The sequence below is a fragment of the Candidatus Nitrosotalea sp. TS genome, assembly GCF_011319465.1.
GTDB lineage: Archaea > Thermoproteota > Nitrososphaeria > Nitrososphaerales > Nitrosopumilaceae > Nitrosotalea.
The window spans coordinates 91,562-105,749 of sequence record NZ_RCMB01000016.1 but is presented as its reverse complement, the minus strand read 5'-3'; the positions used below and the strand labels follow the sequence as shown (position 1 = coordinate 105,749).

Here is a 14,188-nt window from a genome sequence, read left to right as displayed (position 1 = left end):
AAACGCTAGAATTGCACTTGAACAAATCGAGCTTAGACTAAGTACCTTCCACGATCTAGGTGATACGGTCAGTACAATCATGCCAACAATTGGCTTGATGAAGAGCTTAAGATCATCCCTGGTACAGTTCATGCCAGAAGCAGATCGCGAGCTATCTGGAATGACTGAGATGCTCGGAGGATTAATGACGGATACATTCCATGGTGGAGACTTTGGAATTGATTCCGGAGTTTCAGACGAGGAATCAGAGAAGATTATTCAAGAAGCTGCAGCAGTTGCAGAAGCAGCTGTCAACGACAAGTTGCCTTCAATGCCTGCTGGCAGTGAATCATCTTCCGCACGATATATCTAGGCAGTCTGTAGTGGATAGTCTTCAATAATTGAAATAATCCCTACTGCAGTAGAATAGTATCGAATAATCCAGAGTTTGTCAGCTACAAGAGAATTGACAAAAATCATCCAATTACGATACTCAGTATTTTCCTTCAAAACCTTGTAGTATATTTTTTGAAAAAGACAAAATGATCCTGAATGCTAAAAATAGAAAATACAATGATTTGTGAGATGACAAAATAATTACTAGTTTACTTACCTGTAGATATTCAATCCTTATAGGAAATTGCATTTAGTCTATTTTGTTGTAATTGGAAAAAATTCTATCATGCAGACGTGTGTGATTCACACGTCATGTGAGAATGCATAGCATTCAAAGACATGACGACCATTGTCGTCACTTCCTTGGGATTTCTCCTTTGGTACTTCTACGGAGGGATTTGACCCTGGCCGTATCACATGTCTGCTGCATGATGCCTGTCTTGGGAGGATTTCCTTTGGCAGGGATAATTAATACGTGTGCAAATTATTTAAGTATTGTGACTAATTCATAATTGAAATCTTGGTTTTTTTGAGATAAATCAAGTTGTTACATACAAATAGCAGATTTTTTGAAAATTATTGATGAAAGCTTTTATGATACAGTCACGTAAACCGGTTGTGGCAAAAGACGGAGACATTTATCAACTAATTTACGAATCTAATCTGGACAGTAAGCTGGAACAAATTTTAATTGGATTGATGAAAGATAATCCCTCTTCTAAAATTGAGATGACCATCAGAAAGTTCTTACTTTATGTAGAACATTCCACGGAAAACTTTTGGACTATCTATTATAATGCAAAAACCTACCAAGAAAAACTTGATTGTTATTATCAGTTCTCAAAAAATCAATGTCTTGCAACAGAGGTACTAATCCGAGACCTTGATTCGTTGTCATCTGAAGAAGAAATAAAAGAAAACCTGAACAGCATCATGAAAGAAGGTTTTACTTTCTAGCTAAAAGAAGATTCTGACTTGGGTCTGGCACCTTTAAATTTCTCTATCTTACTGCCTTCCTCGTTTACTACTCTATCTATACTCAATAATTTTTCGCGCAGGTTGTTGATGATTGTGGCAACATCATCTGCCTCTCTTTCTACATTGCTCCTCTTTTGTTGTAGGGTCTTTATTCCCTGTTTCTCTTCTTCTATATACTGACCTACCTTGACCAATTTCTCCTTGAGATTCTTAATATCTACAGATTCATCTTCTATACTCTTTTCCAAATTTGTCCTCTTGTCTTTCAAATTCTTGATCATTAGACCGACATAATCGATTGTCTCTTCAAGCTTGTTCCGCTTGTCCATGAGAGCTCCAATTCCTATGTCTTCTCCAGTACTCATTGTTCTTTGCTGCGCAGGTTCTGGCATTTTTGTCTGTTCAGAAGGTTTGGGGCTGGGCTGTTCTATAACATTAGAGGTTTTTTCTGGTTCTGTTTCTTGGGGTTGATATTGTGCAGTTTCAGCAGTACCTCCTTCTTCCTCTTTAGCGGAACCTAATTCATCTTTATTCTTTCGAAACTTTTCAAACATATTGCTTATAACTACTGTAATGTGTAATATATAAAAAGTTAATAGATGACCAAATTGTTCAGATTATTTACTAAAGTGGAAAGAGAACCTCTTTTAGGCATGATTTAGCGATCAGATGGTTTAAACTAAGATATATTTAGAATCAAGTTCTCTTGCTTTTCGTTAATTGAAAAAGAATAATCACAAAATAAGCCTACTTCCCATCGTAGAGTATATCTTAGAACTAGACCCAATGATGCGATTTGCTGCAATTATAGATCTTAAAGGGAACATATCAGAAGCCATAATGAAAGAAGGTAAAACATCCCTCAAATCACAAAAAGAGGAAGAACACTTTTGTAAACAAGTAGCAATAAGAAGAAAGATCCGAAAACAGTTTGACAAAAGTTTGGGTTCTGTCAACTATGTGCATATAGAACGCCAAAAGGTTACACAGATTGTTGTCTATCCAAAACACAAAACAGTCTATGTTACTATGGAACCAAACATGGACATCACAAGAAAATTGGAAATTATAGAAAATATAAAAAAGAAAACTAGTAATTTGTAAGAAATCCGAAATACCGTACAGGCAACCGGTTTATTCCGTTTCTGTCTGTGCGGTTCCTTCTCCTACTAAATCAGCAGTAGCAAAGCGTTCGCCAACCTGCGTAATCTTTACTTTTGCGTTCTGGCCTACTTGCCCACCTTTGACGAATATGACAAAACCTTCTACTCTTGCAATACCGTCTCCTTTTCTACTGATTTCTGTTATGGATACGTCATATTCTTTGCCAGTTTCTACTGGTTTAGGTCTGTTGTCATCAAAACGTCGTCCGCCGCCAAAGCGTTGGCCACCGCCTCCGAATCTTCGACCTCCACCGTATCCTCTATTACCGCCATGTCTTGTCTTGGGCTCTCGCCAAAACCAGAGTCGTTAAAGCTCACTGTTGCACCTCCTTTTGTTATCAAGTCTACAAATACCATATAAAATCTGTTCAAATAATTGCCAAAACGTATTGTTGATGTATCCTCCCCCGCTTCGTAAATGTCCAATTTTAGCCCATTTCAGAGTGTGAAACACCTGTTCCGCTAGGTGTTCCGCTATGACATTTCATGCTGTCCCTGATAAAACATCCATACTATAAGATGTCCATGTCAAAACAACAATACAGGTCAGAAATGGGTATCATTGCTGATATCTTGGGCGTAACCATGGATGGTGGGATACAAGGAGTAATTGTCTCTGCTATTTCCAGAAGAGCAAACCTTTCTCACTATGCAGTCTTGGAGAAATGCCAGAAGCTGATAGATGCAGGCTTGGTAGAATCAATAAAAGATGACAGAAATAGGCTATTTAAGATCACAGAGAAAGGCATCAGATTCTTTCAGGAATTTCAGAGATTTCAGGGCGTAGTTCAGGGACTAAACCTAAGGTACTAGTAGAATGTACCAGAAAACTTTGGTGATCCCAATAAAAGTACAAGCGGAAGCAATGCTTTTTGTAAGGATCACCTATATCTTGACAGCAATGGTAAAGGCTCCGATAATTGCTATCTGCCTTTTTTTACTTGCTTTTTCTTCTTGTATTCAGTATGCACTAAGCTCTACCAAGGCGCTTGAATTTACTATTTACACGGATGGCACCACTCATGTCTTTTATCAAACTGATGTTGATCCGCAATCACCTGATTTCATACTTGGCTTGTATGGTAACACAACCGATAACTTTGTTGTCCAAGACCAGAATGGAACATTACTTTCAAGCAAAATGAACACAAATAATGTAGATGTTGAAACTCTGGGAGCCTCAACAATTAAAGTGGATTATGACACTCCCGATCTTGTATCCAAGAATGGAAAGACCTGGACATTTCATGTAAATTCTCCTACTGATTATTCCATACTCTTACCTGCAAATACTGTAATCGTAGGCATGAGCACAACTCCATCAGACTTGCAGGTTGTGAATGGTCAGTCACTTATTTCATTTCCAAGTGGTTCTGTAAATATCAGCTACATATTTGGTGTATTAGGGACAAGCCAAACTGCAACTCTAGCAATTCAGAAAGCTAAAGATTTTGTAAGTACAATAAATTCTAATGGAATAGAGACTCCTCTTGCCTCAGAAAAACTTGCTGAAGCAAATACTGCTTTTAATGAAGGAAGATATTCTGACGCAGAAGCATTGGCCAATGATGCCAAAAACTCAGCCATTCAGGAACAACAAACAGCCCTTTCTACAAAACAAGCTGGAAACAACACAGGCTCAATTTCAACTGGAAATGATAATGATATTATTCCAATTTTAGCTGTGGGGGGAGCAGCTGTAGCAGTAGTTGTCATGTTAATCATATTGAAAAGATCTAGGACGACAAAGGAAGTACCTGTACCTACTATTCCACAGAGTAACTATGTGCCTCCAGATAAAGAAACAATATTTAGACTCAAACCTGAACTACGTCAGGAAGATAAAGACATTGTAGTGTTTATCTCTGAAAAGGGAGGAAGAGTTTTTGAAAGTGAACTTCGCAAGAAATTTCTTCTACCGCGTACTACTACATGGAGAGCAGTAAAACGATTAGAACGAGAAGGAATTGTTGAAATAGAAAAAGTAGACCAACAGAACCTCATAAAACTGCGAAAAGTTGAGGAGGATAAAGAATGAAAAAACTATTATCATTTCTTTTGATACTGGTTGGAGCCATGATATTTGCCATTCCAGGTCAATCCTATGCCGATCCACAATTAGATACTTTGCTCAATATTGCTACTCAAGCAAGAGATAACCTCGGCACAACAATATCACAAATTAATGATGTGCCAGATGAGATTAATCAGCTCTACAGTCAAGGATCCAATGAAACTGATGCACTAGCAGAAGCAATAAATCAACAAGACGCTAATTCAGCAAAACAACATTTTCTTGCTGCCATGAAATTCTTCAAAGAAACAAATGATCAAATAAACTCGCTTAATGCAACATCATCAAATAATCAGCAAAAAGCGGAGATAGTACAGCTGAGAGGGGAGGTAGCTAGACTAACAAACATGGGAATTCTTCTAAAGTCCATTGCATCAGAAAATAACATATCTATTAATTTCACAAATTTTGATAAAATGATTCAGAGTGCAAACCAAGATCTTGATTCAGGAAACTCTGATGATGCATCAAAACAATTAGAAAATGCTAACAACTTTGTTGTTGCCACGCATGATTCTCTAACTAACATTGCACAAGAGAGAATTTCTGAAAGGGAGAAAAGTTTTGCTGAAAATCAAATTGTGCGACTCAATCATACTAATCAACTCAATGTCACACAAAACATCATGCCTGTGAACTCCTCTCATGCTGTATCTATTACAAACAATTCTAGCGTCACAATACCTGCCACAAACAGCTATAGCATAACTGTAGGAAGCAACCCCAAAGATATGGTTGCAGAACTCAAACAACTAGTATCGGAGGGTAAAGTAGACCAGGCAATAAATCTGATAAAAATAATTCAAGCTTATCAAAAAGCCCAATCAGCTGAGAAACCTATGGAGGCATCTTCACCTACAAATTCAACTACACCAATTCCAATTCCACCACCAGTACCATCTTCACCTACAAATTCAACTGCACCAATTCCAATTCCACCACCAGTACCATCTTCACCTACAAATTCAACTACACCAATTCCAATTCCACCACCAGTACCATCTTCACCTACAAATTCAACTGCACCAATTCCAATTCCACCACCAGTACCATCTTCACACTACAGTACCATCTTCACCTACAAATTCAAATGCACCAAATACTACATCTCCGCCTACGAACGTGACAACGTCAGAAGATATGGGACACTATGATCATAAAAAAACACCAAATGAGCATAAAAGACACGAAATCCAAAACCACCATCAAAATTAGTAGGAAATCACCCATGTGTGGTCTCTATTTGAATTGAAACTATTGTTTTCTACATCCACTTTCATAAAATTCATATAGATTTTTGATTAGAGCATAACGAATGGTTTCAAAACAAATCTCGATAGGTATTGGGATCCCCATGATCATAGTGGGGGCGGTACTTGCTGTATTTCTTGCTCCAATGCAATTAGATCTTAGTGATACCATACAGTTTATCGGAAGTCTTATCGGAATTCTTGGTGTTCTAATATTCATTGCAGGGTTGTTTGCCAGAAAGATTCAGAAAATTGCATCTTAAACTTTCAAAATTCCAATAGAAATGAGATACTGAAGACTGTTGGCAAAAGTTCCATCATCGATCTGACCTGATCCCCACCAATTGGCTGTTTGTTTCATCCAATTTGGAATTTTTACTAAAGTTTCATTGATTTCATTTGTACTTGGTAAACCATGATTTGTCATATATCTCACAGCTAGGGCAAAATCTCTTTTACTCAAAGCACCTTCGGACCACCATAATGCTCTATCTCTTACCCAACTAGGTATTGTTTGTGAAACCATTCCATGTAACGAAAACTTCTGTATGTTGTTATTTTTCTCGTCTACAACATAGATATTATCTGATTGATCTATTGCAAGTCCAACCGGTTCCTCAAATTGACCTACTGAAGTTCCCACTGATCCCCAACTCAAAATAAAATTTCCATAAGGATCAAATTTCTGAATGCGATGGTTCAAAGTGTCTGCAACGTAAAAGTCACCGTTCGAGTCTAATGCTATTGCCGTAGGGTTACTAAATCTCCCTTCTTCTGAACCTTGAGAACCAAAGAAGTTTATGAAATTACCAATACTTGAAAATTCTAGAATTTTATCATCTGGTGATGATACATAGATGTCGCCTTTTGAGTCAAGTGCTATTCCATTAGTTGCTGTAAAATTATTATTGCCTGTAAGTAAAGATTTGAACTCATTCATGAAAGTAAAATGTGTATCAAATTCTTGAATTGTGTTTCTTCCAGAATCTGCAACAAGAATGTCTTCTTGATTGTCTGCAACAAGTCCTACTGGAGTATGAAACATTCCTTTACTGTCGCCATAACCTCCCAAAGAATAAATGAATTGTCCATTATCTTTGTCAAATATATCTATTCTTGCATTTCCTGTATCAGCAACAAAGACATATTTTTTTCCAACAAAAATTCCATTTGGATGTAATAGTTGACCATTCCCTGATCCCAGATTTCCCCACGATGACAGCAATTTTCCATTGGAATCAAACTTTTTTATTTGCGAGTTTCCAGAATCTACGACATAAAAGTCACCACTAGAATCAATAGCTATTCCAGTTGGAGCAGTAAAGTTTGTTGCAAAATTTGATACAAAGGTAGGCATACTAAACTGATTTGCATTGAGCATTTCCATGTCATCCACTGGAGGGCCGCCAACAAAATAAGGAACAGATCTAACTATTCCATCATAATCTATGTAAAGTTCCCATTGACCGGAAGTGTCATTCTTACCTATCTTATGCGGTAATATTGTATCAACTGCAGTTATTGGCAAAGACAATCTTGGGTATTCTACGGCATTTGGATCTACAACCCAGATGCTTGTCGAATTTGCTATAATTTGAGAGGTGTGAATCTTTACGTGAATAATTTCTCCTGGTCTGTAGTTTAGCTTGTTAGGAAACACATTCAATTCTATATTTGGCAGTGGTGCTGGATTTGTAATCACACTAAACGAACCTGATTGACTGACGCCCCCGTACTGGATTACATAATTGTAAGTACCGACCTCCTTTGTTACATCATTTAAAACTAGAGGAGTGTGCACAGAATATACGCGAAACTGATGAGTAGTGACATTTCCAGAAGGACCCGTTATTGTCAATGTGCCTCCTGACTGTGTAACCCTAGTGAATAATAGTTCCATATTGACGGCATTACCTATTTGGTAAGTACTCTTGTCTGTCTGTGCAGATACTGTCATGAGATCAGAATATTTACCTAAAAGAAATGGTACTTGGACCACTGTGTTATAGTATTGAATACCTAGTTTGTACAACCCGGGTGGGTCATAATCTGCGAGTCCCGTCATGTGAAAATTATAAACTATGCTAGGCTGATATGCCCTTATGTCAATCTGAGGTATGTCTTTTACAGGATTTCCTTTTTGGTCATAAAAATTTAGATGGAAAAATTCTGCTTGTGCTGCAATCGGTATGTAATATGAAGTAGTGATGTTGATGTTCATCATATCTGGTTCGTAATAGAGATCTTTCCCAGTGAAAACAGTTAACACGATTGGATTTACCTTGAAACTAGCTGTTTGGTTTACGCCATCATATGTATAATAGATAGACCAATTTCCAAAATAATTATCAAAAGCATTTCTTACTATCTCATGTACAGCAGATCCATCTCCTTTCACTTGGGTAAGATTACCTGATATTGTAGAATTATTTGGCCTATGTGCTATCCAAGATATTGGTCCGCCATTATATCCTTGAATTTTAAGATTCACAAGTATATCGTCATTTGGACCAAAAGTAGAAGTCTGAGGAGTTGCAGTGATAATTATGGCATTTGCCTGCTGATAGGTGATAAAAATTACTGAAATTGTAAAGACGAGCAAAAGAATTATTTTTTTCATTAGGTGATTCCTCTCTTTAATCAGATAAATCGTTTTGGTAAAAATTGTTCATCATGAAATCCAATTAAATAAATACTGACTAAACAGAGATCGAACACTTGAAGGTAAGACTGTACGAAATATTCACATCGGTAGAAGGAGAAGGAATCCTCTATGGAACCAAGACACTTTTTGTTAGGCTAGCAGGATGTCCTTTCAAATGTTTCTATTGTGATACAAAAGAGGCATTACCTATGACATCAGGAAAAGAATATTCGTTGGATGAAGCAACGAAGCTAATTGAAAACAATCTGGCAAAAAATACATACAAAGTAAATTTTACTGGAGGAGATCCACTTGTCCAATCTGAAGCGGTATCTGAATTAGCAAAATTTGTGCAACAAAAGAAAATTCCAACCTACTTGGAATCTTCTTGTTATGATTCTGCGAGATTTGCCCAAGTTTTGCCTTACTTTGATTACATCAAAATTGAATTCAAAACTGTTGACTCTGAATTTGTAGACGAAAATCATTATTCCAAACTTTTAGAAAATGAGTTACAATGTTTGAAACTTGCTGTGAATTCTGGTAAAGTGACTTACATCAAAATAGTTGTGAGTTCAAGGACCAAGATCGAACACTTTCAACATCTTCTCAAGAACATTTTTGATGTAATATCAAAGTCCAAAGTTGCAGGATTTATAATACAGCCCACTTATGGTATGGAAGAGCCAGATTTGAAGCAACTTCTAGACTTCTATGATGCAGTTCATGCTTATTATGAAGAAGTACGTATCATACCTCAGTTGCACAAATTCATAGGAGCGCCATAATGAACAAAGAAAGAGTAAAAAAATTAATTCGAGAATTGATTGCCGAGATAGGAGAAGATCCGACAAGAGAGGGTCTAGTGGATACTCCAAGCAGAATCGCAGACATGTATGAAGAGATCTTCAAAGGATATGATGCAGAGTCAGAACTCTCAGTTAAATTCTCTGAAGATTCTGATGTGGTTATAGCAAAAGATATCCAATTTTACTCCATGTGCGAACATCACATGTTACCATTCTTTGGCAAGATTACAGTGGCATATGCTCCAAATGGTAAGGTATTTGGCATATCAAAGCTAGTTCGCCTCGTAGAAAAATACTCAGCTAGACTACAAATCCAAGAGAGAATTACAAAAAATATCGCAGATGAATTGCATTCTGAAGGAGTAAAAGGAGTATTGGTGATAGCAGAAGGAGAACATCTCTGTATGAAGATGCGTGGCGTAAGAAATGACTCTACAGTGACAACTATTGCCTCAAGAGGCGCTTATGATACAAAAGAAGCACGAACTGATGTTCTAAGTTTAATTTATAGCGGCAGATCCAGACCAAATGTCGTATAAAATCTGAAAAACTAAATAATAACGTCCAATTCACGACAAACATGGGTGTACATAATAACGTCCACGTTCCAAAGGATTCTTGGCCGGCCTTTGCATGGTATGCAATAGAATTCTTCATTATAATGGCAGTTGGAATGCTACTTGCAGCAAGCTCAATGGATTACTTTAAAAAATTAGGCTTTGACGAATCTATGACTAACTGGATCTTCTGGGGCCTTGTTGGCGTACCATATCCGTTATACTATTTTATTGTGCGTCCGCTTCTTTTAAAAAGACCGGCACTGAAAATCTAGACTAGCTAAATTTGTATCTAGTTCTATCTATTATGCCTGCTTGACGAAAAGCTAATTTTCTATTATTACAGGATTCGCATTTTCCACAGTGTATTTTTGATTGAGAGTAACAACTCCAGGTCTTGAATATATCATCTCCTAGCAAACCATGGCCAATCTTGAGAAGATTACTCTTAGAAAGGCCTCCAACAAACGGACTCCATATTCCAATCTTCTTTCTCAAACCTTTTCTTATACCATCAATCTCTCCCTCGTTAAGCGCGTCTGCCAGTAGTTTAGAAAATTTGGGTCTACAATCAGGATATGACTGATCATCTTTATGAGCTCCATATGCTACTAGATTGGCATTTTTTGAAAATGCCCAAGCAGATGCTATAGAAAGAAAAACGGCATTTCTTATTGGAACAACTATGGAATAGTCAAACTTGGATGGTATGTTCATTTTTGAATATGTCAAGGCATTTGTCTTTTCATACAATTCTTTCATGAATTCCATATCGATTATCTTGTGTTCACGAAATTTTAGTATTTTAGAAAAATGCTTTGCTGCATTTAGCTCTTGATCAGCCTTTTGACCATAAGAAAAAGTGATTCCGTAAATATCATAACGTTTACGCAAATAGATGGCAGTACATACAGAGTCTATTCCGCCGCTAAATACTACAATTGCTTTCAATCCAAATACGGTAATTTTCAACCAAATAAAATGCTTGACTAGGCAATTGTGATCAGTGCTGCTCCGCACAATATCAGACCAGCACCCGTAATGATTTTGAATATGCTCTCTCTGTGCACAATTTCTCTGAAATACAAAACTCCCCAAGATATTGCAAATAGTGTAGCTGTCTGTGATATGGGATAAGCAACAGTAATCCCAATCAATCCAACGGCTACTAGAACTGATAAACTTCCCATGTTAAACAAGCCTCCGGAAAGAATTCCTGCCATCATTTCTCTTTTTGCAAATTTTCTTGAAAGTAATAACAATGGTATGCCAATTACAAAGATAGAAAGGCTAGATGAAAAGAATCCGGCTTGAAGCGAATGAGTAGCTTGGAGTGGAATAACGTAAGAGCCTCCTACTAATCCTGAAGCCACTGCAATGAGGTATCCCTTCTTCTGTACTGGTTGATTCTTTGAGGTATTTGAGATAAAAGTTAATCCGCCAAGCAACAATCCTACTGCGATAATGGCAAGAACCATGTAATTGAATTTCTCATCAAAATACAGAATCCCCCACAAAAATGATACAAGAATACTAAAACCTGCAAGAAATGGAGATGTCCTAGAAAGACCAATCAATCTAACAGAATAAAGAGCAAGTAAATTTCCAGCTGTCCATATTGCTCCGCCTAGTAGTCCTGCTGGCAAAATCTGGAATCCCCAAAAAAAGCCAATTGGAATAGCAAATAAGATGACACCTATTCCAGTAGCGCCTTGTAATTGCCAGATGTCTGTAACTCTAACCTTTCTAATTGGAACAAAAAAACTTCCCCAACATATGGCTGCACCAACAGCAGAAAGTAAACCCAACGAATTCAAAGCAGCTCAATTGTACGAAGTGTGGTATAACTCAGTTTCTATTTCCTTTTGATTCTAAAGTTTAATTTGGAGATTCATGATGTTTTGATATGCAATACCTCAAGGTAGAAAAAGAAAACGACATTGCCCAAATTACAATAGATAGAGCAGATAAGCTAAATGCAATGAGCCTTGAAGTCATGAATGAGTTTATCTCGGATTTTAGACGAATTGGAGAAAGACTCATCAAAAGTGATCATAATTACAGGAGCTGGACAAAAAGCATTCTCTGCAGGTGCAGACATTGAATACATGAGCAAGATTGGGCCTACAGAAGCAGAAAAATATGCACTAAGGGGACACGAGGTTCTAAACAAGATAGAAAAATTGGAAAAACCAGTAATAGCTGCAATAAACGGCTATGCACTTGGCGGCGGCTGTGAACTTGCGCTCTCTTGTGATCTTAGGTTTGCATCACCAAATGCACAACTTGGTCAACCAGAAGTAACATTAGGTATTTGCCCAGGATGGGGTGGTACGCAAAGGTTGCTGCGAATTGTGGGTCCTGCAAGAGCAAAAGATCTGATTTTCTCAGGTAGACGAATTAACGCAGAGGAAGCTATGTCAATGGGTCTGGTCAACAAAGTTTTTTCATCTGAAACGCTGCTTTCCGAAACCAAATCTTACGCTGAAAGCGTTGCAAAGAACAGTAATTTTGCAGTTGGCATATCTAAAATGCTTGTCAATAAGGGAATGGATGCAAGTTTAGATACTGGACTCAAGCTCGAAATTTATTCATGGTCTCTTTGTTTTTCAACCAAGGAAAGAGAAGATAGGATGAATTCTTTTCTACATAAAAAAATAACTAGACAACAGTAGCGCCTCTGCTTGGTTTGCATATAACTGCTGTACATTCTATCTTGGCTGAAGCAAAGCCTTTCTTCATGGAATTCAATATTTTTCTAGGATTATCAGATATTGATGTGAAAGCAATTATTGACGGTCCAGCCCCACTAATTGTTACTCCCATGGCACCTGCGTCTAGTGCATTTTTCTTTACTTTATCAAAACCTGGAATCAGGTGTTTTCTTGCCGGCTCTACTATTATGTCATTTATGGAATTGCCTATCAACCTAACATCTTTTCTCATAAATCCTGCAGTTAATGTAGATGCGTTTGAAAGATTCTTGACATGATCTGAGAGTTTTACTTGTTTTGGAAGAACTTTCCTTGATACTTCTGTCTTTTTCTGGGGCACGTTAATTTTTGGAATGGCCACACAAAGAATCAAGTCTTTGGGAGGATCGATCTTTATTACATTAAACGGATCTGTTCTTACTATGACAAATCCTCCTAGAACTGACGCGGCAACATTATCATAATGAACTGATCCTGCACTGGCCATCTCACCCAGTCCTGCATATTTAACCAAGTTATTTCCATCAAGTTTCAATTTGAACAAGGCATCAAAGGCAACCGCTGCTGCAGCTGCTGAGGCTGCACTGCTGCCCATGCCAAAGCCTGTTGGTACTCCTTTCTTAATTTTCAGAACTAGGCCAGTTTTTATTTTAAATTTCCTAGCCATCTCTTTTATCACAATTCCTGCAGAATTTTTTTCCAGCTCAATGGGGACAGCGTCAAGACTTTGAATTCTGATTCCTTTGCCTTCTTTTTTTAACTGGATTTGATCATAATATGCATCCAATGCCAATCCAAAAACATCAAATCCTGGACCTAGATTGGCAGTAGAACATGGAGCTTTTACAGTCACACTCTCAACCATAATCTTCCATCTCTTCTCCCATGTTAAGAATTCTACTCAGTGCAGCATGAAGGTTAATCATACCATCTCCTGTAGAATTTGAAATTGGAATCAATCCTTGAGCAAATCCTCCCAAATTCATACTTCTCAAAAGATTTGAGGCAAGAGTGTAGCTCTCACCGTCTGATTCTTTTGCAATGGCTTCTTCAAGACTTGCCATGTTTGAAGACCATTTTAGTATGTCTTTAATTTTATCTTCTATAAGATCTACTTTTGTTATTACATTTACTTGAGGTAAACCCAATCTTAGTTTAACAGATGTTGCAAGTAATGCTATTGATACAAAATTAACTGCTGTTGTAATGAGGGAGCCGTCATGAAGAAATACTGACGTCTTTTGTTCCGCATTTAGATTTTGCACAAAAAAAAGTCCACTAGCTCTGTACGCAAATAACTCAATTTGACCCGGCGTGTCCACTATCAAATAATCTGGATTCACATTATCAAGCTCGCGCTGTAATTCATCAATCTTTGAAGCAATGAGATCATTTGCCATGATCATGGCTCCGTTTGGACCTAGGTCATACTGTTTCATTATTGATACCATATCCACATAATCTCTCACATCAACATCGCATGTATATGGAAGATTTTCTACCCCAGGGTCCAAATTTAACATTCCAACAAAATGACTATTTCTAGTATAATAATCAAGAATTTTTGAAGCTAGTAGAGATTTCCCAGATCCTGCAGTTCCTACAAGAAAAATTACTTTCATTT

General features: G+C 37.4%; 18 protein-coding genes and 1 pseudogene. 11 read left to right on the top strand and 8 right to left on the bottom strand.

What is annotated here, in order from left to right; translation table 11 throughout:
• Together DYY67_RS10150 and DYY67_RS07980 are read left to right on the top strand one after the other, a co-directional pair.
• Positions 1 to 352 (top strand): annotated as a pseudogene (locus DYY67_RS10150) (hypothetical protein); the annotation flags it as partial.
• A gap of 641 nt (positions 353 to 993) precedes the next feature.
• Positions 994 to 1,332 carry a hypothetical protein gene (locus DYY67_RS07980; RefSeq protein WP_218584709.1) on the top strand — a complete coding sequence of 113 codons (339 nt, stop codon included), beginning with the start codon at positions 994 to 996 and terminating at the stop codon, positions 1,330 to 1,332.
• Here DYY67_RS07980 and DYY67_RS07975 read toward each other — a convergent pair.
• Entirely contained in the window at positions 1,329 to 1,907 is a 579-nt protein-coding gene (locus DYY67_RS07975) for a transcriptional regulator (RefSeq protein WP_166392284.1), read from the bottom strand. The genes DYY67_RS07980 and DYY67_RS07975 overlap by 4 nt on opposite strands.
• A gap of 232 nt (positions 1,908 to 2,139) precedes the next feature.
• Between DYY67_RS07975 and DYY67_RS07970 the strand changes: the two genes are divergently transcribed.
• Positions 2,140 to 2,457 carry a DUF6659 family protein gene (locus DYY67_RS07970; RefSeq protein WP_166392313.1) on the top strand — a complete coding sequence of 106 codons (318 nt, stop codon included), beginning with the start codon at positions 2,140 to 2,142 and terminating at the stop codon, positions 2,455 to 2,457.
• Positions 2,458 to 2,487: 30 nt separating this feature from the next.
• Here DYY67_RS07970 and DYY67_RS11660 read toward each other — a convergent pair whose 3' ends face one another.
• Together DYY67_RS11660 and DYY67_RS07960 are read right to left on the bottom strand one after the other, a co-directional pair.
• Positions 2,488 to 2,631 carry a TRAM domain-containing protein gene (locus DYY67_RS11660; RefSeq protein ID WP_320416016.1) on the bottom strand — a complete coding sequence of 48 codons (144 nt, stop codon included), beginning with the start codon at positions 2,629 to 2,631 and terminating at the stop codon, positions 2,488 to 2,490.
• Between the two features lie 56 nt (positions 2,632 to 2,687).
• Complete coding sequence (locus tag DYY67_RS07960) at positions 2,688 to 2,888, bottom strand: hypothetical protein (protein ID WP_166392282.1); 201 nt, start codon at positions 2,886 to 2,888, stop codon at positions 2,688 to 2,690.
• A 153-nt stretch (positions 2,889 to 3,041) separates the two neighbouring features.
• Between DYY67_RS07960 and DYY67_RS07955 the strand changes: the two genes are divergently transcribed.
• From DYY67_RS07955 to DYY67_RS07940, 4 genes are all read left to right on the top strand, one after another.
• Positions 3,042 to 3,329, top strand: coding sequence for a winged helix-turn-helix domain-containing protein (locus tag DYY67_RS07955; RefSeq protein WP_178084801.1), 288 nt, complete (start codon positions 3,042 to 3,044; stop codon positions 3,327 to 3,329).
• Between the two features lie 52 nt (positions 3,330 to 3,381).
• Positions 3,382 to 4,554 carry a helix-turn-helix transcriptional regulator gene (locus DYY67_RS07950; protein WP_218584708.1) on the top strand — a complete coding sequence of 391 codons (1,173 nt, stop codon included), beginning with the start codon at positions 3,382 to 3,384 and terminating at the stop codon, positions 4,552 to 4,554.
• A complete protein-coding gene (locus tag DYY67_RS07945; RefSeq protein ID WP_166392278.1) occupies positions 4,551 to 5,744 on the top strand; it encodes a hypothetical protein in 1,194 nt (397 codons plus the stop codon). Before DYY67_RS07950 ends, DYY67_RS07945 begins: the two co-directional genes overlap by 4 nt.
• Positions 5,745 to 5,905: 161 nt before the next feature.
• A complete protein-coding gene (locus DYY67_RS07940) occupies positions 5,906 to 6,103 on the top strand; it encodes a hypothetical protein (RefSeq protein WP_166392276.1) in 198 nt (65 codons plus the stop codon).
• Here the strand turns inward: DYY67_RS07940 and DYY67_RS07935 are convergent.
• Entirely contained in the window at positions 6,100 to 8,460 is a 2,361-nt protein-coding gene (locus tag DYY67_RS07935) for an SMP-30/gluconolactonase/LRE family protein (RefSeq protein WP_166392274.1), read from the bottom strand. The two genes, DYY67_RS07940 and DYY67_RS07935, sit on opposite strands and share 4 nt — an antisense overlap.
• A gap of 98 nt (positions 8,461 to 8,558) precedes the next feature.
• Between DYY67_RS07935 and DYY67_RS07930 the strand changes: the two genes are divergently transcribed.
• The 3 genes from DYY67_RS07930 to DYY67_RS07920 are packed head-to-tail and all read left to right on the top strand — an operon-like array spanning position 8,559 to position 10,125.
• Complete coding sequence (locus DYY67_RS07930; RefSeq protein ID WP_166392272.1) at positions 8,559 to 9,272, top strand: 7-carboxy-7-deazaguanine synthase QueE; 714 nt, start codon at positions 8,559 to 8,561, stop codon at positions 9,270 to 9,272.
• A complete protein-coding gene (gene folE / locus DYY67_RS07925; RefSeq protein ID WP_166392270.1) occupies positions 9,272 to 9,832 on the top strand; it encodes a GTP cyclohydrolase I FolE in 561 nt (186 codons plus the stop codon). The genes DYY67_RS07930 and folE overlap by 1 nt, the downstream gene beginning before the upstream one ends.
• A 41-nt stretch (positions 9,833 to 9,873) precedes the next feature.
• Positions 9,874 to 10,125 carry a hypothetical protein gene (locus DYY67_RS07920; protein WP_166392268.1) on the top strand — a complete coding sequence of 84 codons (252 nt, stop codon included), beginning with the start codon at positions 9,874 to 9,876 and terminating at the stop codon, positions 10,123 to 10,125.
• Between the two features lies 1 nt (position 10,126).
• Here DYY67_RS07920 and DYY67_RS07915 read toward each other — a convergent pair whose 3' ends face one another.
• Both DYY67_RS07915 and DYY67_RS07910 read right to left on the bottom strand, forming a co-directional pair.
• Positions 10,127 to 10,801, bottom strand: coding sequence for a 7-cyano-7-deazaguanine synthase (locus DYY67_RS07915; RefSeq protein WP_166392266.1), 675 nt, complete (start codon positions 10,799 to 10,801; stop codon positions 10,127 to 10,129).
• A 38-nt stretch (positions 10,802 to 10,839) separates the two neighbouring features.
• A complete protein-coding gene (locus DYY67_RS07910) occupies positions 10,840 to 11,667 on the bottom strand; it encodes a GRP family sugar transporter (protein ID WP_166392264.1) in 828 nt (275 codons plus the stop codon).
• Between the two features lie 183 nt (positions 11,668 to 11,850).
• Between DYY67_RS07910 and DYY67_RS07905 the strand changes: the two genes are divergently transcribed.
• On the top strand, positions 11,851 to 12,525 hold the full coding sequence (locus DYY67_RS07905; protein WP_255493019.1) for an enoyl-CoA hydratase/isomerase family protein: 675 nt from the start codon (positions 11,851 to 11,853) through the stop codon (positions 12,523 to 12,525).
• Here DYY67_RS07905 and DYY67_RS07900 read toward each other — a convergent pair.
• Complete coding sequence (locus DYY67_RS07900) at positions 12,512 to 13,429, bottom strand: homoserine kinase (RefSeq protein ID WP_166392262.1); 918 nt, start codon at positions 13,427 to 13,429, stop codon at positions 12,512 to 12,514. The genes DYY67_RS07905 and DYY67_RS07900 overlap by 14 nt on opposite strands.
• On the bottom strand, positions 13,422 to 14,186 hold the full coding sequence (locus DYY67_RS07895; RefSeq protein ID WP_166392260.1) for an ATP/GTP-binding protein: 765 nt from the start codon (positions 14,184 to 14,186) through the stop codon (positions 13,422 to 13,424). Before DYY67_RS07895 ends, DYY67_RS07900 begins: the two co-directional genes overlap by 8 nt.
• Between the last annotated feature and the right edge of the window lie 2 nt (positions 14,187 to 14,188).